Raw genomic sequence first — 21,831 nt, 5'->3', positions numbered from 1 at the left:
GCTCCTCCCGCGCCGCGCCGCGTGGAAACGCGGTCGACAATCGCAATCAGTCCCGGCAAACTCCATGCCAACAGGCGAACCCGCTATTTACTCACACTTCATGTTGTGGTGAACGGGAGGCCGACGCCTGTCGTGCGCGTCGGCCTCCTAACAATTTGTTGGTATCGGCGGAAACACGACAATTCATCTTGTTTGAAGATCTTGCCGCTCATCCGCCCGCGCCGGTCATTCGACGGGCGCGATGGCGAGAAGGACTGACTCGCCCGCGACATTGCTGATCTGCACGGTGAGCGGGCCGCTCTCCAGCTGGTAGCGCACGCTCTTGCGCACGGCGGCGCAGCCGACCAGGCCGGAGAAATCCACCGTCCGCGCGATCGCGCCGTTCTGCACCGCGTCGATCCAGCCTTCGCCGGACAGCGTGATGTCATAGAGGCCGGGCTTGTCGATCGCCGGAACCGTCAGCAGCGCGGCGAAAGTTTCAGGCTTGGGCGCCCGCGCCGGCGTCTTGGCGAAAGCGGTCTCAGCGAGCGGCTTGAGCGCGACGGCATAGCCCTTGCCGACCTGCGCGGCGTCGCCCGAGGCGACTTTTTGCGGCGCGGCCTCGAACCAGCTTTTTTCGCGCGCCACGCTCCATTTGAACTTGTCGCAGGCGTTCGGCTCCTGCGCCTGCGCGGCGGCGGGCAGCAGCAAAAGGGCCGAAGCGAGGCAGAGTCTTGCAAACATTTTCTTGGTCTCCAAAGAAATTGGCGCGCGACAACGCCGCGCGCCAACAAGAAGCGATCAGAACGTGTAGCGGGCGCCGAGATAGAAGGTGCGGCCCGGCTCGGGATAGCCGTCGCTCAGGACATAGAGGCGGTCGGTGAGGTTGCGGGCGCCGGCCGTGAAGGTCAGCCCCTCATAGGCCTGCCATTCCGCCTTGAAATTCACCAGCGCATAGGCGCCGGTCTGGACATAGCCGTTGCCCGCCGCATTGCTGCTCCAGCGCTGTCCGGCGATCTGCACGTCGGGGGTCAGCGTCACGTTGGCCAGGGGCCGCCATTGCGCATAGAAGAAGGCGGCGACGCCGGGCACGCCGGTCAACTGCCCCGTCACGCCCTTGGAATAATTGACCCAGCGATGGATCAGCGAGGCGTGGCCGCCGAGCGCCAGATCGTCGGTCGCCGCCCAATCCGCCTTCAGGTCGGCGCCGAGAATATGGCCATGGCCGATGTTCTGACTCTGCGTGGTGGTCTTGCCATTGGGCAGCGGGATGTTCTGCACCGTGCCGATCATGTCCTGCACGTCGCTGCCGTAAACGTCGGCCTCGACCTTCAGGCGCTGCGCGACATAGCCCTCCCAACCGAGCTGGACATTGGCGGCGCGCTCCGGCTGCAGACTGGCGTTGGCGATGGCGTAGCCGAATTTGGTGCTGTAGCGCTCGAACAGCGTCGGGAAGCGGGTGCGGTCCGAGAAGCTCAGATAGACCTTGTCGGTGTCGTTGTAACGCCAGATCGCCGCCACTTGCCCGTTGGGCGCCGCCGCATAGCTGTTGGGGTAGTAGATCATGCCATAGGGCGCGTTGGAGCCATTAAAACCCTGCGCCTTCAGGGTGTTGCGCCATTCGTAGGAGAAACCCTGCACCAGATCGACATGGTCCCAGACATGGGCGGTGTTTTCCAGCGCGACCGAATACGTGTCCTCGTATTCGTTAATCACCGGCGAGGCGTAGCAGGGCGTGTTGGCGACGCATCCGGCCGGTTTGCCGGTTTTCGGGTTGGTGAAGCCGAAAGATTGCTCGTTATGGGTGTCGCGGCGATAGTGCAGCGCGGCTTTCAGCGTGTCCCAGGGCAGAATGTCCTTGCCGGCCTCGACCGAGCCGCCGAGGCTCCAGTCGTGATAGGAGGAATTGCCGGCGTTGCCATCGCTCTGCGTGGTTTGCGCCGCGTCGGAATACTGGCGCAGCGCGTTGTCGAACCGGTTCCAGAAGATTTTCGTGTTCACATAGGCGGTCGGATCGATCTGGGTGTGGGTGAGCGCTGCGAGGCTCTGCACGTCCCAATAGGGCCAGGTCCAGTATTTCGGCGCCATCGACGTATAGGGCGAGTAGCCGTAGGGACTCACGTTATACGGCGCGCCCTTCTGGCCTTCCTGGCGCAGATAGTTGATCGAATATTCGTCTGTGGCGTTCGGCGTGTAACCGGCTTTCAGGTTGATGTCCCTGTCCTTCGCCGCGGAATTGCCGCGCAGGCCTTCGCCCTGATGGACGTTTCCGACATAGGCGTCGGGCAATTCCCAGCCGCGCGAATTGTTGAAGGCGCCGGCCGCCTGCAGATAATAAAGGTCCTGTTTCGTGCCGACGCGGGCATAGCTGCGCGAACCCGTGTACCAGCCGCTGCGTGAAAAATCGAAATCGGTCCCGATCTCCCCTTCCACCGCCTTGGTGGGCTTGCGCGTCACCAGATTGATTTCGCCGCCCATCGCGCCGGGACCGTCGAGCACCGAGGCGTAGCCCTTGGAAATCTGGACTTCCGCGAGATTGCTGGTGAGGAAGCGGCCGAAATCGAGCCGATTGTCCACCGGCAGGTAGATGCGCACGCCGTCGAGCAGGATCGGCACCTGCCAGCGGTCGAAGCCGTGGACATAGATGTTCTGCTCGTTGCGAGAACCGGCCATGTCATAGGCGATCACGCCGGGGGTCAGCTCCACCGCCTTGTCGAGCGTGGCCTTCTCGAACGTCTCGAATTTTTCGGCGGAAATGGTGTCGCCGCCGATCGGCGCGGGCGTCGCCGACTGGAACGGAACCTTGGCGGCGGCCCGGGTCGTCGGCGTGGCGACGGGAACGCCGCGGTCGTCCGGCGTCTCGCCCGGCGCGGTGACGTGGATTTCGCCGAGATTGTAAACGGCGCCCGCATCCTGCGCCAAGGCCGCCTGCGGCGCCGCCAGTGCGCCCGCGAGCGCGAATGTTGCGATTTTTGTGTCCATCGGGAGGCTCCGGTTATCGAGAGGGTTAAAAATTTTTCGCGAGGCGCGGCGAAGAGCCGGGGCGGCCGACGTCGTCAGCAGATGCGAGACAAACAGGGGCGTGTTGCGCCATCCCGACCTTGACCAAGTATTGCGGCGTCAAGAACGAGACGTTGCTTTACAATCCGGGACGAAAGCAAAGGGGCGCCTTCGTCCAGATTGTACGAAAACGTACACCTCTGGGCCGCTGTTATTTCAGGAGAAATGTCTAGAGCTTGGCCCGAGTGCGATTCAATAGGAATTGTGACAACATAGTGGACATTGCGGTAGTTCAGCAAAATACGATGCAATTTTGCAACAGGACCGGCGATTACATATCCATTGAAATGAGCAAGTCCGCTGATCTTGAAGCGTTTTGCATAGTTTTTAGGCGCAACGCTCGGGAATCACTCAGTATTGATTCGCGGAAATCTCGCTTCATATTGCTGCGTTCACCCTTGTCGGCTATGCCCCCCTCACCCATCCCATCACGGCGACCAGAAGGAGGGTTGAAATGACCCAGACGACCACGGAGCTGGAGGCCCTGCTGATGCAGCGCTCCCTCACCGATCCCGAGCTTCTCGAAGCTGCCGAGAAAGCGGCGGATTATCGTATTCTTCCCGACGCCACGGTGATCAAGATCGGCGGCCAGAGCGTGATCGACCGCGGCCGCGCCGGACTCTATCCGCTGGTCGACGAGATCGTCGCCGTTCGCAAGAATCACAAGCTGCTGATCGGCACCGGCGCCGGCACCCGCGCCCGCCATCTCTATTCCATCGCCGCTGGCCTTGGCCTGCCGGCCGGCGTGCTGTCGCAACTCGGCGCCTCGGTGGCCGACCAGAACGCCGCCATGCTCGGCCATCTGCTCGCCAAACACGGGATTTCGCTGGTGGACGGCGCCGGTCTGTCCGCCGTGCCGCTCTATCTCGAACAGGTCAACGCGGTGATCTTCAGCGGCATGCCGCCCTACCAGCTGTGGATGCGCCCGGCGGCCGAGGGGGTGATCCCGCCCTATCGCACCGACGCCGGCTGCTTCCTGCTCTCCGAAACCTTCGGCTGCAAGCAGATGATCTATGTTAAGGACGAAAACGGCCTCTACACCGCCAATCCCAAGACCGACAAGAACGCCGTGTTCATTCCGAAAATCAGCGTCGACGAGATGAAGGCCAAGGGCCTGCACGATTCGATCCTGGAATTCCCCGTGCTCGATCTGATCAAGGCCGCCCGCCATGTGCGCGAGGTGCAGGTCATCAACGGCCTCACGCCCGGCAATCTCACCCGCGCGCTCGCGGGCGAGCATGTCGGCACCATCATCACCGCGAATTGAGGGGGACGCCATGACCAACACGATCAAGCATGTGGCTTCGCCGCTTGCGCGCCAGACCCTGCTCGACAGCGAGCTGACCCGTCCCGTCGCCGGCCGCAATCCGATCCGTCTGCTGCCCTGGCTGCAGGTCATCAAGATCGGCGGCCGCGCCATCATGGACCGGGGCGCGCAGGCCATCCTGCCCGTTGTCGAGGAGCTGCGCAAACTGCTGCCCGAGCACCGGCTGCTGATCCTCACCGGCGCCGGCGTTCGCGCCCGGCATCTCTATGGCGTGGGCCTCGACCTCGGCCTGCCCGTGGGCGCGCTGGCGCCGCTCGCCGCCAGCGAAGCCGGCCAGAACGGCCATATTCTCGCGTCCATGCTGGCGCCCGACGGCGTGTCCTATGTCGAGCACCCGACGGTGGCCAACCAGTTGTCGATCCATTTCGGCGCCGCGCGCGCCCTGGTCGGCAGCGCCTTCCCGCCCTATCACCACCACGAATTCCCGACCTCGCGCCTGCCCACGCATCGCGCCGACGTCGGCGCTTTCCTGGTGGCCGACGCCCTCGGCGCCGCCGGCCTCACCATTGTCGAGGATGTCGACGGGGTGTTCGACGCCGACCCCGCCGTCAACCCCGAGGCCAAGCTCATCAAGGAAACCTCGGCGGCGGAGCTGGCCGCGCTCAAGGGCCCCCTGCCCATCGACCGCGCCCTGCTCGACGTCATGCCGAACGCGCGGCATCTGCAGCGCGTGCAGGTGGTCAACGGCCTGGTTCCCGGCCGCATCACCGCCGCCCTGCGCGGCGAGCATGTCGGCACCGTCGTCCACGCCGGCGCCACGCCGCGCTGACGTCCATTGCGCGGGCCTGCACGGCCCGCGCAGCATCTCCGCGACGGGAACGCGCCCTGCGCTCGTCGCGCGGGGACCGGATTGACGTCTTGTTAACCGCGTCTCGCCAGTCTGCTCCCGCCCGCAGGAGCCGACCTTGGAAACCGACCTCTATCTCCCGATCAAGCGCCATCTCGAAAGTCTCGGATTTGAGGTCAAGGGCGAGGTGTGCGGCTGCGACATGGTGGCGGTTTGCGGCGACGCCGCCGAGCGCGTGGTGATCGGCGAGCTGAAGCAAAGTTTTACGCTCGAACTGGTGTTGCAGGGCGTCGATCGGACGTCGGCCTGCGACGAGGTCTGGCTGGCGGTGGCCGCCTCGCGGCGCGGGCGTGGCCGCGAGTCTGATTCTCGCGTGCGAAAACTGTGCCGGCTGCTCGGCTTCGGCCTGCTTGCGGTATTCGCCGGGGACAGGGTCGAGGTGCTCGTCGAGCCGGCGCCGTGGAAACCGCGTCGCGACGCCAAACGGCGGTCGCGCATCGTTCAGGAGCATCGCCGCCGCCGCGGCGATCCTGTCGTTGGCGGTTCGACGCGCGTACCGCAGATGACCGCCTATCGCCAGCAGGCGCTGGCCGTGGCGCGCGCCTTGGCCGACGCGCCGCAGCGTCCGCGCGACCTGAAATCCCTGGCGCCGGACGCCGCGAAAATCCTGCAACGCAACGTCTATGGCTGGTTCGCGCGCGTCGAGCGCGGGGTGTACGGCCTGACGAACTGTGGCCGGGCCGCGCTGCTCGCCTGGGCGGCGCCGTCACAGATTGTCGCTGGGGACGATCTTCTCGCGCCGCCGCAGCCATGAGGCGTCGAACAGCATTTGCGCCGCCCAGCGATAGACGTTGCGCTCGCTGATCTGCGCCACCATGATCTGCATCCGCCCGGCCTGCTCTTCTTCGCTCATTGTCAGTGCCCTGTCATAAGCCTTAGCCATCTGGTGCGTGTCGTAGGGATTGACGATCAGCGCCTCCGGCAATTCGTAGGCGGCCCCGGCGAAGCTCGACAGGATCAGCACGCCGCGCTCGTCGTCGCGGGCGGCGATGAATTCCTTCGCCACCAGATTCATGCCGTCATGCAGGCTCGACACCACGCAGGCGTCGGCGGCGCGGAACAGTTCGAACACTTCGGTCGGCTCGTGATGGCGCACCACCAGCAGGATCGGGCTCCAATTGTCCCGCGCATATTTGGCGTTGATCTCGTCGGCCAGATTGCGCGCCTCGGCTTCGAGCGCCGCATAGGCGTCGAGCTTGGAGCGGGTCGGCGCCGCCACCTGGATCAGCACGAACTTGCCGCGCCATTGCGGCGCCATGGTCAGGAGGTCGTCGACCGCGCGCATGCGGTCGAGAATCCCCTTGGTGTAGTCGAAACGCTCGACGCCCACGGCAATCCGCGTGTCCGGCGCGAGGCCGAAGCGTTCGCGCACGTTGATGCGGCATTGCTCGACCGAGGGCTGGTTCAACAGCCCGCGCGGCGGCCATTCGATCGAGATCGGATAGGGCCGCACCAGCGTCTCGCGGCCGCCGAACGAGACCAGCGAATTCTCGTGGTCGATCCGGCTTTCGATGAAGCGGTCGACCGAATCGAAGAAATTGTTGCAATGGAACTGGGTGTGGAAACCGAGAATCGACGAGCCGAGCAGACCGTCGAGAATTTCCTCGCGCCACGGGCAGATCGAGAAGGTTTCAGCGTTCGGCCAGGGAATGTGCCAGAACGTCACCACCGTCGCCTTGGGCAGGGCCTTGCGGATCATGCGCGGCAGCAGGGCGAAATGGTAGTCCTGCACCAGCACGATCGGGTTTTCGCAGGTCGCCTCCTCCACCACCACATCGGCGAAGCGCTGGTTGACGGCGCGATACATCGCCCAGTCCTGTTCGCGGAAGGTCGGGCGGATGAAGGCGATGTGGCAGAGCGGCCACAGCCCCTCGTTGGCGAGGCCGTAATAATAGCCGTCCTGCTCCTCCTCCGACAGCCAGACGCGGCGCAGCGCATAGGTGGGATCGGCGGGCGGAACCATCAGGCGCGAATTCTTGTCCACGGTTTCTCGGTCGGCCGAGCCGCCGCCATGGGCGATCCACACGCCGCGACAGGCGCGCATCACCGGCTCCAGCGCCGAGACCAGGCCGCTCGCGGGGATCTGCAGCTTGATTTCGCCGTTCTCGCGGTTGTGGATGTAGGGTTCGCGGTTGGAGACGATCATCACCTGCGCGTCGGGCAATTGGTCGAGCAAAAGCTGGCGCAGGCTTTCGGGGGACCAACGCACGTAGATGCCGTGGACGAATTTGCGGCGCACGCGCAGGTCGCCCAGCAGGGCGTTGATGCGCCGGTCGGCCGGGCCGGTGGTGACCGGCGGCTCGGTCGTGCGGATGCTTTCGGCGATGGCGCCGCGCAGCGACGACATCCAGCTGCGCCGCAACGCCGCCGTCACCACCACCGCCAGGAAGCCGAAGCCAAAAGCCGCCGCCGCCAGCGCCGCCGTCGCATAGGTGAGGGCGTCGCGCTGGCCGCTGCGGGCCTCGTCGATGTTTTGCGCGACCAGCAACTGGCCGGGCGTTCCGCCCAGGGTGAGCGCGAAGCGGTTGAAGCGCAGTTTCGCGTTGTCGATCTTGAGCGTCACCCCCTCATTGGCGTTCGAACCGGAGAACTCCGCGCAATCGAGCGCAGGCGGCATGGCGGCCGTGGCGAGCGCCAGCGCGCCGTCGCGCGTGCAGAAGGCGAGGCCGAAAATGCGCTCCTCGTCGGCGGCTTTCTGCATTTGCTGCTTGAACGCCTGAAGCTCGCCCGCGCCCGGCTGCGCCGCCTTGTCGGCGAGCGAGCGGAAGATCAGGGTGGAGCGCAGGTCGAGGTCGCGCTGAATCCAGCCGTCGACGATCAGCGAGGCCAGCGAGCTCAGGGCCAGAACGACGATCACGCCGGCGAAGCCCGCGAGCGAAGCGTAAACGGCTTTCGGGCTTTTCAGCACCCCACCGATCTGCCGGCGCAATCCCGCCAGCGGCGCGGCGTCGGTCATCGCGCTTCCTCCCAATTTTTAGACAGGCGCATGGCGCACAAAATAATGCCGACCAGCGAGTAGGTTTGGGGAAAGTTGCCCCAGAGTTCGCCGGTGGCGGGGTCAATATCCTCAGACAACAATCCGACGTGATTGCGGCGGGCCAGAACCTTCTCGAACAGGGCGCGGGCCTCGTCGCGGCGGCCGATCGCCGCGAGCGCCTCGACATACCAGAACGAGCAGATGGTGAAGGCGGTGGACGGCTCGCCAAAATCGTCGGGCGCGGCGTAGCGGAACAGATAGCCCTTGGCGCCGAGCAGATTGCCGATGCGCTCCACCGTGGCGATGAAGCGCGGATCCTCCGGCTTGACCAGCCCCAGTTCGGCCAGCAGCAGCGAACTGGCGTCGATATGGTCGGAATCGAGCCGGCCGGTAAAGCATCCGGCGTCCTCGCTCCAGGCGCGGTTCAGGATTTCCACGCGCAAGCCGTCCGCCGACTTGCGCCATTGCTGGGCGCGGTCCTGCAAGCCGAGCTTGTGTGCGATGCGGGCGAGGCGGTCGCAGGCGACCCAGCACATCGCGGCGGAATAGGTGTGGACGGACAGCGTGTCGCGATATTCCCAGATGCCGGCGTCGGGAACCAGCGCCAGCGCCAGCGCCCGCATGCCCAGCGGCTCCAGCATGGCGAACAGCGCCTCATCGCCCTTGGTGGGCAACCGCTCGTCGAAAAACATCTGCGAGGCCGCCAGGATCACGCTGCCGTAAACGTCGTGCTGGATCTGATCGACGGCGGCGTTGCCGATGCGCACCGGCCCATAGCCGCGATAGCCGGCCAAATGCGGGGTGGTGCGCTCCTCCAGCGGCATTTCCGGCAGAATGGCGTAAACGGGCTTGAGATTGGGGCCGCGCTCCATGGCGATGACATTGGTGACGTAATGAATGAAGCGCTCCATCGTGGCGGTGGCGCCGACGCGGTTCAGCGCCAGCACGGTGAAATAGGCGTCGCGAATCCAGCAGAAGCGGTAATCCCAGTTGCGCTGCTCGTCCGGCGCTTCGGGCATGGAGGTGGTGAGCGCCGCAACAATCGCGCCCGATTCCTCGAAGGCGCACATTTGCAGGGTGATGGCGGCGCGGATCACCTCCTCCTGCCATTCATAGGGCACGTTGAGCTGGCGCGCCCAGCCCTGCCAATAATCCTGGGTCTTGTCGAAAAATTCGCGCCCGACGCGGGGAATGGAATCCGCCAGCGGTTCGTCGGCGTGCAGGATCAGCGTGATCGGGCGCGACAGGATGAACGCGCCCTCGGTGACGATATGGGAGACCGGCGCATCGGTGGAGAGCCGGATGGAGCCGCCCTCGGCGGCGAAGCGCATGTGGTTGCTGCCGACGATCGGGCGCGGCCGCAAGGCGCCCGCCGACATGCGCGGCCGCAACCGGATGCGGATGCGGCAGAGGCCTGACAGGGGTTCGACAATACGGATGACGCTCGGCGGATGGAACATCCGGTCATAGCGCAGGAAGCGCGGTACGAAATCGGTGATGGAGAAAGCCGCGCCGGAGTCGGAGGCGACCACGGTGCGCACGATGGCGGTGTTGCGCAAATAGCTCTGTTCGAACGTGCTGGTCTGCTCGTCGTCGAAAACGATGGAGAAATAGCCGTCGTTGGGCGTCTCGCCGTCCACCAGCGCGCAGAACACGGGATCCCCGTCGAGGCGCGGCCAGCACATCCACACCAACGAACCGGATTTGTCGATCAGCGCAGCGATATTGCCATTGCCGATGACGGCGAGATCGAGCGAGGGGCGGATGGTCATCATCGGATCTCCGGCGCGAAAAAAAGCTCGGCCTGCGCGCCGAGCCATTGGCGAACCTCGGCCGGCGAGGCGAAATCCGCCGCGTCGGACGCGAAAAATTCTCCGGCCACGCGCAGGCCGGCGCCCCCAAGGGCGGCGCAAACTTCAAAGGCGGACACGTCGGTGCGGTCGTCGCCGATCATCAGCGGGCGGCGCCCGGCGAACGGCGGCTGGCTCATGAAACGCCTGACGGCGTCGCCCTTGGAGACCGCGCCGCCGAGGACTTCGAACACCTTCCGTCCCGGCTGCACCATCAAGTCCCCGTCGCTGGCGCGGATATAATCTTCAAGCCGGCGTTCAAGTTCCGGCCCGAGATGCTCCGCGAGGCGGTAATGCACGGCGATGGCGCCGCCCTTGTCCTCGACCAGAAGGCGCGGGTCGTCCCCGGCCAGTTTCGCCACGTCGCCGCGCACGCGCGCATCGAGCGGCGCGGCCCGCATCGCGATGGCCGAGCCGGCGTCGAGCCGGAACTCGGCGCCGTGAACGCCGGCGGCGGCGCAGCGAAACGGGGCGAGGCGGCGGTCGAGATCGGCGATGGGGCGGCCGCTGACCAGCGCCAGCGCGCCGGACAAACCGCGCGACAGACGCGCCAACAGGCTGGGCAGCGCTGGCGGGCTCTTGGCGGCTTCGGGCGTTTCGGCGATTTCGACCAGCGTGCCGTCGAAATCGAGAAAAAGCGCAATGGCCTCCGGCTCTCGCAGGGCCGCGTTCCACACGCGCCGCGCATCTTCCATGGTCACCTGTCCGCGTTATTTCGAGCCGTCCGGGTCGAACCCGCGCGGCGACGATGAAGCTTTCACAATCGAAAAGACTTCAGGCGCGAAAAAGTTCCCTGCCCGCCAAGCTCATCCGGCACGCTCACGCGATCCGCAGCGCGCGCGGGCCCGACGCGGACGGCGCGGGCCGCCGCGCCCGGGCTGAACGCCCGCGCCAAAGGCTGTTCGATCCGCGCATGGACCACGGCCGCGACCGCGAGGCTGAGCGCGAAGGCGGCGAGCGCGACCGGCGGCGCATAGGCGCCATGGGCGTCGCGCAAGGCCAGCCCCGCCAGGGACGCCACGAAGGGATGAGTTAGATAAAGCGCATAGGACCGGTCGCCCCACCGCGCGAAAGAAGCGAACCGGGCGAAGACGCCGGTTCGCTCCAGCGCGACCACGCCGGCGACGATGACGGCGGCGGGGGCGCCCCAGACCAGCCAGCGCCAATGCTGGGTGAACTGCGCGCCCGCCGCCAGCGCGGCCCCGGCGCAGAGCAGGCCGGCGCCGAGCGCGATCATCGCGGCGGCGACGCGCGGCGGCGGCGCAAAGCCGGCGTCGTGCAGCCGCGCGATCAGGCAGCCGGCGAGAAACTCCAGCAGCAACGGGCTGGTCCAGCAGGCCAATGCGGCGCCGCGCGGGGAAAGCAGCGCGCCGGCGCCGACCGCCCCGAGCAGCATCGCCGCAAGCAGGACCAGCCGATTCCGGGGCGTAAGCGCCGAAGCCAGCGCGAGCGCGGCATAGAACATGGCCTCATATTGCAGGGTCCAGCCCGGCTCGAACACCGGGGCGATCTCGCCCTTTGGGCTGAACGTCGGGAAAAACGCCAGGCTCGCCGCCAGCCGCGCCAGCGTTTCGCCGCCGCCGCCCGCCGTCGTCTTGAACGACAGCGCGAAGGCCAGCGCCGTCGCCAGCGCGTAGAGCGGAAAGATGCGGGCCAATCGCCGGCGCAGGAAGTCGCCGGGGGCCAGCCCGTTCCGCGTCGTATGCGCCATGATGAAGCCGCTGATCACGAAGAACAAGTCCACGCCGGCGGCGCCGACGAGCGTTGCGGCGCCATCGGCGCCGGCGCGCAATTGCGCCATGCGGCCCAAGTGGAACACCACCACCATCGCGGCGGCGAGCCCGCGCAGGATCTGAACGCCGAGAAACCGCTCCGCCGCTCCCGACTCCGCGGCGGCGCCCACGCCGCGGCTCATGGCGCGGGCGCGTCCGGCATCGCGACGTCCGGCGCCGCGCGGCGATCCTCGAACGCCTGCGCCTCCGGCAGGCCGAGGCATTTTCCATAGACGCCGACATATTTGCGCGCCTCGCGCGACCAGTCGAAAGCAAGCGACCGGCGCCGCGCGGCCTCGGCGCGTTCGGCCCTCAGGGCTTCGTCGCGCATCAGCGCCAGCGCCGCATCCGCCAAATTGCCGGGATTGGCGCCCAGCGCGTAAACCCCGGCGGCGCCGAGCAGGCGGCGCGTCTCCGTCAGCGGAAAGGCGACCACGGGAATCCCCAGCGCGCAATATTCGAACACCTTGTTCATGCTCATCTTGTCGTTGCAGGGATTGGGCGGATCGGGAATCAGGCCGATGTCGAAGGTTTCGAGATGCGCCGCCAGCGTCTCGCCGCAGAGAAAGCCGGTGAAGGTGATCATGTCCTCGACGTTCATCGCCTGCGCCAAGGCGCGCACGCTCGCCAGCGCGGGCCCGTCGCCGATCACCAGCGCGCGGAAATCGCGGCAATGGCGGACATGGACGAGATGAAACACGGCCCGGACCAGACCGTCGACCCCGTCCTGGTCGCCGATCACGCCGAGATAGCCCAGCACGAATTTCTTGCGCTTGCGCGGCGCCGGGCCGCCGCTCGGGAAATTCCGATCCGGGTAGGAATAGACGGCCGTGACGCGCTCGGGCGCCACGCCTCCGCGCGACAGCGCGATGTCGCGGAACGTGTCATTGGCGGTGATCACTTCATGGGCGCAGGCGTAGGTGAGCCGCTCCGCGATCCGCAGCAGCCAGTAAATCAGCCCGCGACGGCCGAACTTGGCCTCGTAAAGCTCCGGGCAGAGATCGTGCTGGTCGAAGATGAAACGGGCGCCGAGCGCCAGGAACGGCAAGGCGGCGAGGAAGATCAGATCGGGCGGATTGCAAGCCTGGATCACGTCGACGCCGCGCCGGCGGTGAATGCGGAAAAGCAGGCGAAACTGGTGGAACAGCGCGCTGGAATATTCCAGCAGGAACCCCCAGCGCCCGCGCGCCCGCAACGGCAGCGGGTGGCGATGGATTTCGACGCCGTCGCGGATTTCGTGCAGCGCCGGATGATCCGGGGTGGCGGGGCAGATCACTGAAACGTCGAGGCCGGCGCGGCGCAAGGCCAGCGCCTGCTGCCACACGCGGCGGTCGGCGGGAACCGGAAGGTTTTCCACCACGATCACGCAAGACTTTCCCGTTCGCGTCGAAGACACGTTGTTTTCTCCGGATTTTTAAGTCCATCGGGAGCGGGCCATAGCCACGCCAGCGTGAAGCCAGCAAAAGGTGACCATCCAGTTGCGTCAATTAAAAATTACAACTTAAGATATACAATCATTTGGTTGTGTACATCTTTTGCGAGTATTTCCTAAGGCGCGGCAGGCGATGCACAATTCGTCGCATGCCGCTTGCATCCATGCACAAGCGGAGCTTTTTTGCGTCTCGCACGGATGCGCCGGCCGAATCACCCGGGCGCAGGCGCCTTGGCGCTTCGGCGCACTCCCCGGCAGACCCCGCATGGCGGAACGAACCCGTCCGTCCCCGCGCCGGTCGCCGGCGATGCAAGCGCAAGGTTGGTTGCGCGGGGGCGCGGCGGCGTCATAGTCGCGGTCGATGCGCCAAATTCTCCTGCCCGGCTGCGGCCTGCGCCTGTCCCGCTTTGCGTTCGGTTGCGCCCGCCTGTTCAACGCCGGCGGGGCGCGGCGGCGCCAAAGCCTGCTGCGCGCCGCGGCGGATTGCGGCTTCAGCCATTTCGACGTCGCGCCGTCCTATGGTTTCGGGATGGCCGAACGCGATCTCGCCCCGCTGTTGCGGGCGCGGCCCGATCTGACCGTCGCCAGCAAGGTCGGCCTTTACGCGCCGGGTGGAGAGGATGGCTGCGGCGCGGCGATTTTCCTGCGCAAGGCCGCAGGCAAGCTGGCGCCGGCGTTGTCGAAGACGCAGGCGGATTTTTCGCTGGCGCGGGCGAAGCTGTCGCTGGAGGGGAGCCTGCGCCGCCTCGGCCGCGAGCGGCTCGATCTGTTTCTGCTGCACGCGCCCCGGATCGACCTGCTCGCCGCCGACGAATGGCTGCGTTGGATGGAGGATCTGGCGGCGCAGGGCCGCATCGGCGCCTTCGGTCTCGCCGCGACGCGGGCGGGGGACGTTCTGGATTTTCTCGACCGCGCGCCCGGCCTCGCTGCGGTGATTCAATGCCCCGACAGTCTCGATCTGCGCCAGGCCGATCCGCTGATCGCGCGCGGATGTCCGCCGCAACTCACCTACGGCTATGTCGCGGCGGCGCGGCGGGCCGGAGCGCCTGAATCGGAGATCGCCATCGTGCTGAGGGGCGCGCTGCGGCGCAACCCCGGCGGCGCGGTGGTGGCGAGCACGCGCCGGCCCGAGCGGCTGCGCGCCTTCACGCAAGCCGCCGATGACGAAGAAAAAGGACTCGACAATGTTGCCCTCGCGCCAATTGCGCGTCGCTGCGCGGTTTAAGTTTTTGCTCGCCATTGTCGCCACGACCCCGCTTTCCGCGGGCGGCTGGAGAAATAAATATTGAACCGGGCGGACCGCGGCAGGCCTGCGCAGGGCGGGGGGAGAATTGCGACCTTCGCTTTCGTCGTATTTTCCCCGGCGCTGGCCGTCGCGTCCACACTCCAGCCGCCCCCCGATCCGTCGGCCGCGCGCGGGCCTTTCGCCGCCGCGCCTTCGCCCGCCTATCCGCTGGCCTGGCTGCCCGTCTTCAACTGGTCGGATTCGCCCGTGCTGCTCGACCTGCATCAGTCTGGCGGCTTCAACGACAACATCCTGAACAGCGCGCCGGGACGGACGCCCAAGGCCAGCGCCGTCTCGCGGACGGAGGTCGGCGCGCTTGGGCGCCTGTCGCTCGGTCCACAACGGTTTTTCGCGCAGGCGCGGATCGCGGCGACCGATTTTCTCGACGACAAATCCGCCTCTCGCCACGACCGTCAATTCGACCTCGGCTGGGACTGGCGCGCCGGGCGCAACTGCGCCGGGCGGCTGGCCGCCGCCGCCAGCGACAAGCAGGCCGAGGCCGAGCAGGCCTCAGGCCCCGGCCTCGACACGTTGCGGCTGCGCGGCGTGGATCAGGAGGGCCGTTGCGCGCTTTACGGCGCGCTCGGCGCCCTGTTCGCCGCCGGCGGCGCCAGCCGGCGGCATACCGCTCTCGCCGCCCGCGCGCTCGACGCCGACGCCGTTTATGGCAAGCTCGGGCTGGATTACGACGTTTCGACGCGCGACCACGCCGAAATCTTCGCCCGCGCCGCCCGGACGCGTTTTCTGGAAGGGCGGGAGGCGTCCGCCCTGCCCCGCGACGCCGACAAGACGGACCTCGAAGCCGCTTATCGCCGCGTCTTTTCGTCTGCTTTGCAGGCGCGGGCCGCGCTCGGCGCGAGCCAGGCCCCCGGCCCCGGCGACGGCCGTCCGCGTCAGGTGGGAACCTATGGCGCCGAACTCGTCTTCGCCCCGTCCGACCTCTGGCGCGCTGTGCTCGCGGCGAGCCGCGCGCTCGGCCCGCCCGTGTCGATCCGCGCCGCCGCCCAGATCGCCGAAACTCAGAGCCTCACGCTCAGCTGGCGCGCCTCGGCGAAACTCGCCTTCACCGCGAGCGTCGCGCGGTTGCGGCTCGAAGGCGGGCCGCCCGCCGCCGGGCTTTATGGCGGCTCGACGCTGACCGCCGTGGCCGGCAAGGCCGTCTATCAACTCACGCCCTTCACCAGTCTCAGCGCCAGCGTGCAACGCGTTGAGCGCCGTCTGGCCGGCGGGCGCGTCCCCACCACGGTCGCCATGATCGGCGTCGACTTCAAGCCGTATTGAGCCATGAGCCACATCGTCCGCCTCGTTCACTTCTGCGCGCTGCTGGCGAGCCTGGCGGCGGCGCCCGCATGGACCAAGACGGGCGGGCGCCTGCTCAACACCAACGACGTCGTGCAGATCAATGTGCAGAGCCAGCCGGAGTTTTCCGCCGCCGCGCGGATCGAGCCCGATGGCACTTTGGCGCTGACCTATGCCGGACGGCTGCGCGCCGCCGGACGCACCACGGGCGCGCTGGCCGCGCAGATCGCCGATCTGCTCAAGGTCAAGGGCCTCGTCAACGCGCCGCAAGTGTCGGTGGAGGTGCAAAGTTTCGGCCTGCAAGTGTCGGTGCTCGGCGCGGTCGGCCAGCCCGGCGCCTTCACGCTCGACCGTCCGATCACGCTGGCGCAGGCGCTGGCCCGCGCCGGCGGCCTGCGCGAGGACGCGGCGGATTCGGACATTGTCGTGCATCGCGCGCGAGGGATCGCGCGCTACAACGCGCGCGCCGTGCTCGAAGGGCGCGAGGGCGCGCAAGCGCTGCTTGGCAACAATGACACGGTTTTCGTCGAGCCGCCGCGCGTCATTTATCTCTACGGCTATGTCAACAAGCCCGGCCAATATGCGCTCGCCCGTCCCGGGCTGACTGTTCGGCAGGCCATCGCGCTGGCGGGCGGCCTTGCGCCGCTCGGCTCCGATGCGTGGGGCCTGAGGATTCGCCGGGACGGCGCCGAGCAACCGGCGGACCTCGACCAGACGGTGCAGGCCGACGACACGATCATTGTCAACGAACGCTTATTCTGAGGCGCAACCCATGGGCCTGCCGCTGTTTCTCCTCGTCTTGCGCAAACGCCTCCGCCTCGCCGCCGCGATATTGGGCTGCGCTCTTTGCGGCGCCGCCGCGGCGCTGCTGATAACCCCGGCGCGCTATGACGCGGTCGCCGTCGCCAGCATCGACCCCAGCTCGGCCGATCCGGTCAGCGGCCTCGGGCCTGCGCCCGGCAGCGTGCTGATCGTGCAGGGCAATCTCGCCGCGCTGGCGCGCAGCAACCAGGTCGCGCTCGACGTCGTCCGCCGCCTGGATTTCGACCGGGACCCCGAGATCCAGCGCGCCTATTCCGGCGTCTGGCGCCAGCCGGCCGCCGACATCCGCCAGTTCGCGGCGCAGCGTCTGCTCGAACGGCTGGAGGTTCGCTTCCTGCCCGGCTCCAACGTGCTCACCATCGGCTTTCGCGCCGCGATGCCCGAACATGCCGCCACGGTCGCCAATGCGTTCATGACCGCCTTCATCGACGCCGCCGTCGCCCTCAAGGGTCAGTCGGCGCAGAAAGCCGCCGACTGGTTCGCGCCGCAGATCGAAAAGGCCGCCGCGCGTCTTGCGGACTCGCGCGGCCGGCTGGAGAGTTTTCAGACCGAGGCGCGGCTGCTGGCGCCCGGCGCCAACGATTCGGAGGCCGACCGCCTGCTCTCGATCGGCAACGCGCTGTCCGCCGCCAAGACCGAACTGGTGGCGCTGCAAAGCCAGCTGGCGACGCCGGGCGCGGGCGCCAACGACGCCCAGAACCCCGATGTGCAAACGCTGGTCGGATTGCGCGCCTCGCTTGCAAGCGCCGAAGCCGACATCGCCCGGCTGAAGGCCGAGGCGGGCGCCTCGCATCCCAAAATGATCGAGAAACAGGCGCTGCGCGAGTCGCTGCGCGCACAGATCGCCGAACAGACCGACGCTTATCGCGCCAAGCTGGCCGAGCGCGTCGCCGCGCAGATGCTCAGGGTGGCGCGGATGGAGAAAACCTACGCGGACAATTTGCGCGACATGGTTGGGGTGCAGGCGCAGCGCGACCGCCTCGCCCAATTGCGGGCCGAGATCCAGTTTCAGCAAGACGAGGTCGACCGGCTGCAGCGCGCCGCCAGCCAAGCCAGGCTGCAAAGCCAGCTGTCCTTTTCCAATATCGCGGTGATCGACCGCGCCGCGCCGCCCGCCAACCCGGCCGCCCCGAAGCCGCTCGCCGCCCTGGCGCTGGCGGGCGGCGCGGGCCTCGGCCTCGCCGTGCTCGGGGCGCTGATCGTCGAGGCGCTCGACCGCCGCATCCGCCGCCCCGAGGACCTCGCCGAGGCCGCCGGCGCGCCGCTGCTCGGCGTGGCCGGCGATTTCTCGCCGCCCGCCGGCGCGCCGCCGTTCGGGAGCGCGCGCGCGTGAGCCCCGCCGCCTCGGTGATCATCCCGCACTACAACGATCTGGAAAACCTGCGGCTGTGCCTGTCGCTGCTACGCCGACAGACGTTTCCGCGCGACGATTTCGAGATCGTCGTCGCCGACAACGCCTCGTCCTGCGGCCTGGCGGCCGTGGCGGAGGCCTGCGGACCGGACGTGGTTCTGGCGTCCGCGCCGCTGCAAGGGGCGGCCCATGCGCGCAACGCCGCGCTCGCGGCGGCGCGCGGGCGCAGTCTGGCCTTTCTCGATTCCGACTGCCGCCCGGCGCCCGACTGGCTCGAGCGCGGCCTTCGGGCGCTGCGCGACGGCGTCGTCATCGCCGGCAAGGTGGACGTGGTGTTCGCCGACGCGGCGCGCCCCACCCCGGCCGAAGCCTATGAGGCGGTGTTCGCCTTCGATTTCCGCCGCTACACCCGGCAAGGGTTTTGCGGCGCGGGCAACATGTTCGCGCGCCGCGCCGATGTCGACCGGATCGGGCCGTTCCGCTCCGGCGTGCCGGAGGACAAGGACTGGAGCCAGCGCGCCGTGCGGCTCGGGCTGCGACTGGTTTACGACGAAACCGTTGTGGTCGGCCATCCGGCGCGGCGCGACTGGCCGGACCTCGCGCGCAAGACGCGGCGCGTCGTCGCGGAAATCCACGGCCTGCGCCAGATCGAGCGTCCGGGCGCGCTGGCCTGGGCCGGTTATCTCGCGGCTGTGGCCGCCTCGCCCTTCGTTCACGCCTTCAAGCTGGCGTTCTCGCGCAAAATCTCCGGCCTGCGGCTGAAGGCCGCCGCCATCGCCCTGCTGTTCCGGCTGCGCTGGCGCCGGCTGATCTGGTTTCTGGAGCTGTTGCGGTCGGACCAAACGTGGCGCGGGGCCGGGCGATGAAGGTCGGGATCATCGGCTGCGGCTATGTGTTCGACCATTATATGGCGACATGGCCGCGCTATCCCGGCCTCGAGATCGCCGGACTGGCCGACCGCGACCCCGTCCGCCTGCGCCAGGCCGCGCGCTATTACGGCCTCAACGCCTATGACTCCAACGCGGCGCTGCTGGCCGATCCCGCCATCGCGCTGGTGGTCAATCTCACCATCATCGACAGCCATTTCGAGGTGACCCGCGCCGCGCTGCTGGCGGGCAAACATGTCTATTCGGAAAAGCCGCTGACCGGCGATCTCGATTCCGCCCGCGCGCTGGTCGAACTGGCGCGGGCGCGCGGCCTGCGCCTGTCCTGCGCGCCGTGCAACGTGCTGAGCGACAGCGTGCAGACGCTTTGGAGAGCTTTGCGCGACGGCCTGATCGGCGCGCCGCGCCTCGCCTATGCCGAATTCGACGACAATGTCATCCCGCTGATGCGGCCGGAAAGCTGGCGCAGCCGCAGCGGCGCGCCCTGGCCCTGGCGCGAGGAATATGAGTCCGGCTGCACATGGGAGCACGCCGGCTATCATCTCGCCTGGCTGTGCGCCCTGTTCGGCCCGGTGGCGAGCGTCACCGCCTTTTCGCGCGTCATCGCGCCCGACAAGACCACAGAGCCGCTGGACACGCCGGACTTCTCCGTGGCCTGCCTGAATTTCGCCGGGGGAATGGTCGCGCGCCTGACCTTTAGCATTTCCGCGCCGACGGATCATTCGATGCGCGTGATCGGCGCGCGCGGCATGTTGAGCCTCGACAGCTACCGGCATTACCGCAGCCCGGTCTTTCTCGAAATTTTCGACGATGTCGGCCTCAACGCGCGGAAATTCGTCAGCCTGCGCCGTCTGGGCGCATTGCGCGGGCTGTTCGGCGTTGGCGGCCTGCCGCTGTTGAGCCCGCCCCTGCCGCACGGCGGGCGGCGGCCGCGTGTGAAATGGACTCCCGCTGGTCTGCTGGCGGCGCTGAAGCGCCGGGAAATCAACGATCAAGACAAGACGTTGGGCGTCGCAGAACTGGCGGAGGCGATCGAACAGGGCCGCCCCGCCTTTCCGCCGACGGACTTCACGCTGCACATCACCGAACTGACGCTCGCCATCCAGGCGGCGGGGCTGGCGGGCGTCGGCGCGGCGATGACCACCACCTTCGCGCCGCTGGAGCCGCGCCCCGAAACCCTGGCGGCGCCGGTCTTCCCGCCGCCGCGAATTCCCTTGTGGCGCCGCTGGCTCGGCGCGCGGCTGGCGGCGCTGCACCGGCACTGATCGCCGTCCGCTTCGACCAACTCAGGCGAAGCCGGCGCCGACCACCCCCGCGATGACGCAGCCATTCCCGCGCAGATCGTCGCCGACCCGGCGCACCTCGTCATAGCGGGCGGAATCGAGCCGCGCTGTGATCATCGCCGCGCCCGCGCGCGCCGCGATCAGCGCGGCGTCGGCGGATTCGAGCGCCGGCGGCGAATCATAAATCACGAGGTCGAAGGCCTCGGCCCAACGCGCCGTCAGTCCGGCGAATGTGACGGAGGCGATCAGATCCTGAGGGTTGGACGGCGGCGCGCCGGCGGGCAGCAGCGCCAGATGCGGCGCGAGGCCGCGCACCAGCGGCGGTTCGGCCTCGCGCCGCGCCAAACATTCGGCCAGCCCCGCGCGCGGCCCCGCAACGCCGAACAGGGCGCCGAGACCCGGCCGGCGCAGATTGGCGTCGACCAGCAAAGTCTTGACCTCCAGTTGCGCGAAGGCCAGCGCCAGATTGGCCGCCAAAACCGTCGTCCCCTGCCCGCCGCGCGGCGCCACAAGCGCCAGCCCGCCGCGCCCGAATCCCGCCGACATCAAGGCTGCGCGAATCGACCGGATGGTTTCGGCGGCGCCGCCGACGGGCCTCTCGACCATGCCCAGCAGGGGCGAGAACCGCCCGGCGAACTCGGACCTTTGCGCGTCCTCGTCCCGCGCGAAATCCTGGACCTCGCCCCAGCCTCGGCCGCGCGGTTCGAACTCCAGCACCTCCGTCATGACGCGCCTTTCCGTTGATGAGTATCAGCAATTTATCCGCTTGGTCTGTGCCGGAGTGGAACAAATGCAACAATTCGCAACGGAAGGTTGAACTAGCTTCAAATAACAACCTTGTGTGCGCCACTGCGGGCGCACGGATGAATTGCGAATAGCGTCGAGTAGCCGAACCGAGTCGAGCCTAACCTGGAGCAAGCCGTGAGCGACATGTCCGGGACTGTTCTGAGATCGCGCGCGACGCCGGGCCGCCTGGCCCTCCGCGTCAATGGGCGCGCGGCGCGGCGCCTGCCCGTCGCCGGCCGCGAACCGCCGGCGATCCGGCGCGAGGCGTTCAGCGCATGGAAGCGCGCGGCCAAGCGCGGCCTCGACCTGTGCGTCGCCGCGATGGCGTTGACCCTTCTGGCCCCGCTGATGGCGGCGATCGCCCTGGCGATCCGGCTGGACAGCCCGGGGCCGGCGCTGTTCCGGCAAACGCGCGGCGGTCTGAACGGCCGGCCGTTCCGCATCGTGAAATTCCGCACCATGTCTGTGGCCGAGGACGGCGCGGCGGTCGAGCAGGCGCGCGCCCGCGATCCGCGGGTCACCCGGATCGGCGCGCTGTTGCGCCGAACCAGCCTCGACGAACTGCCGCAACTGGTCAACGTGCTGCGCGGCGACATGTCGCTGGTTGGGCCAAGGCCGCATGCGGTGAAACATGACCGGGATTTCGCCGCCTGCGTCGAAAACTACGCCCTGCGCCAGCAGGTGAAGGCCGGCCTGACCGGCTGGGCGCAAATTCACGGCGCGCGCGGGCCGACGCACACGGTCGAGCAAATCCGCCGCAGGGTCGATTTGGACCTCTGGTACGTGCGGCACTGGAGCCTGGCGCTCGACCTGTCGATCCTGCTGCGCACCTTGGCGGCGGTGGTGGGCGGGCGCAATGCGGTCTGAGGGGAGAGGA

At 67.8% G+C, this 21,831-nt stretch carries 18 protein-coding genes; 10 read left to right on the top strand and 8 right to left on the bottom strand.

The features are described from left to right. Positions 1–225: 225 nt before the first annotated feature. Together CFB24_RS10205 and CFB24_RS10200 are read right to left on the bottom strand one after the other, a co-directional pair. A complete protein-coding gene (locus CFB24_RS10205) occupies positions 226–723 on the bottom strand; it encodes a hypothetical protein (RefSeq protein WP_141098419.1) in 498 nt (165 codons plus the stop codon). Positions 724–780: 57 nt separating this feature from the next. Then, on the bottom strand, positions 781–2,961 hold the full coding sequence (locus CFB24_RS10200) for a TonB-dependent receptor plug domain-containing protein (protein WP_088520516.1): 2,181 nt from the start codon (positions 2,959–2,961) through the stop codon (positions 781–783). Between the two features lie 532 nt (positions 2,962–3,493). On the opposite strand from CFB24_RS10200, the gene CFB24_RS10195 reads away from it, so the two are divergent. From CFB24_RS10195 to CFB24_RS10185, 3 genes are all read left to right on the top strand, one after another. After that, entirely contained in the window at positions 3,494–4,306 is an 813-nt protein-coding gene (locus CFB24_RS10195; RefSeq protein ID WP_088520515.1) for an amino acid kinase family protein, read from the top strand. A gap of 10 nt (positions 4,307–4,316) precedes the next feature. Beyond that, positions 4,317–5,135: an amino acid kinase family protein gene (locus tag CFB24_RS10190; protein ID WP_088520514.1), complete on the top strand. Its 819-nt coding sequence runs from the start codon at positions 4,317–4,319 to the stop codon at positions 5,133–5,135. A gap of 136 nt (positions 5,136–5,271) precedes the next feature. After that, complete coding sequence (locus CFB24_RS10185; RefSeq protein WP_088520513.1) at positions 5,272–5,967, top strand: DUF2161 domain-containing phosphodiesterase; 696 nt, start codon at positions 5,272–5,274, stop codon at positions 5,965–5,967. On the opposite strand, the gene CFB24_RS10180 is transcribed toward CFB24_RS10185, so the two are convergent. The 5 genes from CFB24_RS10180 to CFB24_RS10160 all read right to left on the bottom strand — a co-directional run bounded on the left by CFB24_RS10180 (position 5,920) and on the right by CFB24_RS10160 (position 13,208). Further along, positions 5,920–8,169: an alpha,alpha-trehalose-phosphate synthase (UDP-forming) gene (locus CFB24_RS10180; protein ID WP_088520512.1), complete on the bottom strand. Its 2,250-nt coding sequence runs from the start codon at positions 8,167–8,169 to the stop codon at positions 5,920–5,922. The two genes, CFB24_RS10185 and CFB24_RS10180, sit on opposite strands and share 48 nt — an antisense overlap. Continuing rightward, complete coding sequence (locus CFB24_RS10175) at positions 8,166–9,962, bottom strand: glycoside hydrolase family 15 protein (RefSeq protein WP_206605448.1); 1,797 nt, start codon at positions 9,960–9,962, stop codon at positions 8,166–8,168. Before CFB24_RS10175 ends, CFB24_RS10180 begins: the two co-directional genes overlap by 4 nt. Next, positions 9,962–10,735 carry a trehalose-phosphatase gene (gene otsB, locus CFB24_RS10170; protein WP_111390636.1) on the bottom strand — a complete coding sequence of 258 codons (774 nt, stop codon included), beginning with the start codon at positions 10,733–10,735 and terminating at the stop codon, positions 9,962–9,964. Before otsB ends, CFB24_RS10175 begins: the two co-directional genes overlap by 1 nt. 62 nt (positions 10,736–10,797) lie before the next feature. Further along, positions 10,798–11,955, bottom strand: coding sequence for an acyltransferase family protein (locus tag CFB24_RS10165; protein WP_158255175.1), 1,158 nt, complete (start codon positions 11,953–11,955; stop codon positions 10,798–10,800). Then, complete coding sequence (locus CFB24_RS10160; RefSeq protein ID WP_244593142.1) at positions 11,952–13,208, bottom strand: glycosyltransferase family 4 protein; 1,257 nt, start codon at positions 13,206–13,208, stop codon at positions 11,952–11,954. The genes CFB24_RS10165 and CFB24_RS10160 overlap by 4 nt, the downstream gene beginning before the upstream one ends. A gap of 397 nt (positions 13,209–13,605) precedes the next feature. On the opposite strand from CFB24_RS10160, the gene CFB24_RS10155 reads away from it, so the two are divergent. Genes CFB24_RS10155 through CFB24_RS10135 form a run of 6 tightly spaced genes read left to right on the top strand, consistent with a single transcriptional unit; the run spans position 13,606 to position 20,150 of the window. Continuing rightward, on the top strand, positions 13,606–14,469 hold the full coding sequence (locus CFB24_RS10155; protein ID WP_088520509.1) for an aldo/keto reductase: 864 nt from the start codon (positions 13,606–13,608) through the stop codon (positions 14,467–14,469). A 60-nt stretch (positions 14,470–14,529) separates the two neighbouring features. Further along, on the top strand, positions 14,530–15,810 hold the full coding sequence (locus CFB24_RS10150; protein WP_088520508.1) for a hypothetical protein: 1,281 nt from the start codon (positions 14,530–14,532) through the stop codon (positions 15,808–15,810). A 3-nt stretch (positions 15,811–15,813) separates the two neighbouring features. Then, on the top strand, positions 15,814–16,590 hold the full coding sequence (locus tag CFB24_RS10145; RefSeq protein WP_088520507.1) for a polysaccharide biosynthesis/export family protein: 777 nt from the start codon (positions 15,814–15,816) through the stop codon (positions 16,588–16,590). Between the two features lie 10 nt (positions 16,591–16,600). Continuing rightward, a complete protein-coding gene (locus CFB24_RS22530) occupies positions 16,601–17,983 on the top strand; it encodes a GumC family protein (protein WP_141098418.1) in 1,383 nt (460 codons plus the stop codon). Further along, positions 17,980–18,867: a glycosyltransferase family 2 protein gene (locus CFB24_RS22525; protein WP_141098417.1), complete on the top strand. Its 888-nt coding sequence runs from the start codon at positions 17,980–17,982 to the stop codon at positions 18,865–18,867. The genes CFB24_RS22530 and CFB24_RS22525 overlap by 4 nt, the downstream gene beginning before the upstream one ends. Next, on the top strand, positions 18,864–20,150 hold the full coding sequence (locus CFB24_RS10135; RefSeq protein ID WP_141098416.1) for a Gfo/Idh/MocA family protein: 1,287 nt from the start codon (positions 18,864–18,866) through the stop codon (positions 20,148–20,150). The genes CFB24_RS22525 and CFB24_RS10135 overlap by 4 nt, the downstream gene beginning before the upstream one ends. Before the next feature lie 21 nt (positions 20,151–20,171). Here CFB24_RS10135 and CFB24_RS10130 read toward each other — a convergent pair whose 3' ends face one another. Beyond that, positions 20,172–20,894 carry a cellulose synthase operon protein YhjQ/BcsQ gene (locus CFB24_RS10130; RefSeq protein WP_088520504.1) on the bottom strand — a complete coding sequence of 241 codons (723 nt, stop codon included), beginning with the start codon at positions 20,892–20,894 and terminating at the stop codon, positions 20,172–20,174. A 204-nt stretch (positions 20,895–21,098) separates the two neighbouring features. Here CFB24_RS10130 and CFB24_RS10125 point away from each other — a divergent pair, with 204 nt between their 5' ends. Further along, positions 21,099–21,821: an exopolysaccharide biosynthesis polyprenyl glycosylphosphotransferase gene (locus CFB24_RS10125; RefSeq protein WP_088520503.1), complete on the top strand. Its 723-nt coding sequence runs from the start codon at positions 21,099–21,101 to the stop codon at positions 21,819–21,821. Positions 21,822–21,831: the final 10 nt, after the last annotated feature.

The sequence above is a fragment of the Rhodoblastus acidophilus genome (assembly GCF_900187365.1).
In the GTDB taxonomy this organism is placed as follows: Bacteria; Pseudomonadota; Alphaproteobacteria; order Rhizobiales; family Beijerinckiaceae; genus Rhodoblastus; species Rhodoblastus acidophilus.
The sequence above is the reverse complement of the archived record's forward strand: the minus strand, read 5'-3'. Positions and strand labels throughout refer to the sequence as shown.